At 70.2% G+C, this 1,098-nt stretch carries 1 protein-coding gene; it reads right to left on the reverse strand.

What is annotated here, in order from left to right; genetic code table 11:
- Positions 1-111 precede the first annotated feature (111 nt).
- Positions 112-906, reverse strand: coding sequence for an META domain-containing protein (locus ACFY5C_RS41945; RefSeq protein WP_389455368.1), 795 nt, complete (start codon positions 904-906; stop codon positions 112-114).
- Positions 907-1,098: the final 192 nt, after the last annotated feature.

Below are 1,098 nucleotides of genomic sequence, written 5' to 3' on the forward strand. Positions count from 1 at the left end.
TTCTCGCCGGGGAGCAGATCGTGATTGAGTCGACCGTCACCACGTGGCACGTCCCCGAGTGTAGGCGAGGTCGACCACTGGTCCGAATTGGGGATGCGGGCCGGTAAAGGATCACTTGCCGGCGGCCGCGTGGACGGTCTCGCCGTTTTCGCTGGTCAGCGTGAGGGTGCGGTCGTCGACGCGGTATTTCACGGTGCTGTCGAAGAGGCCCAGGAGCTTCTTCTCCGCTGTCATGAGTGAGGTGTCGCACATCATTCGGGTGGTGGATGCCGTGCCGAGCGTGATACTGCCGTCGCGGATTGTCGCGGTGGCCTTCACCCGGTTGCAGCCGAGGCTTCCGCTCACCTGGCCGGTCTTCGTGTCGAACGTGAGGTGGGCGCGGCCGTCGGCGTCCGGGCTGGTCACGGTCCACTCGGTGCCCCTGAGCGGGGCGGCCTCCCGCCGGGTGAGGGCCACACGGTCGCCGTCCTTCGTGGTGAGAGTGAGCTTGTCGCCGTCCTTCTCGGTGGTCAGGTCGCCGTCGGCGAGGGTGCGGGCGAGGGTCTGCTCGAAGCCGGCGGGGACGCCGTCGCAGGCCATCTCCGTCGACCGGATCCCGTCGAAGGAGACGTGGCCGTCGCTGAAGTCTGCCTGGGCTCCGAAGGTGTTGCAGCCGAGGCTGCCCTCGGCCTTCCCGTCGCCGGAGATCCGCAGCCAGGCGCCGTCCGGCGCGGCCTTCTTCCGGCCGTCCACGGTCACCTGGTCGACGGCCCAGCGGGCGTCGGAGAGGGACGCCCGGGCCCCGGCGCCGACGGATTCGCTGCCCGCGTCCTCGCTGCCGCAGGCCGCGGCGAGCGGGAGCAGGGTGAGAGCGGCCAGGGCGGCCAGGCGCCGCTGGTGCGTACCGGGTGTGCCGAGAGTGTCCATGCCGATGGGACGGAAGGGGCGAAGGACCGGTTCCGCCGGATCCTGTCCGCTGTCGGCCGCTCTTTTTCGGTTGCGGCCGGGGCTCCTGGCTGGACAGAGTCGGTGGCGATCCGTGGCACGACCGAAGGGGACCGCTTGTGACGCTCGGCTCGGAACGTCGTCTAGCTCTCCTCGGCGGCGGGTTGTCCACCG

It is taken from the genome of Streptomyces sp. NPDC012935 (assembly GCF_042900345.1).
Classification (GTDB): Bacteria; Actinomycetota; Actinomycetes; order Streptomycetales; family Streptomycetaceae; genus Streptomyces.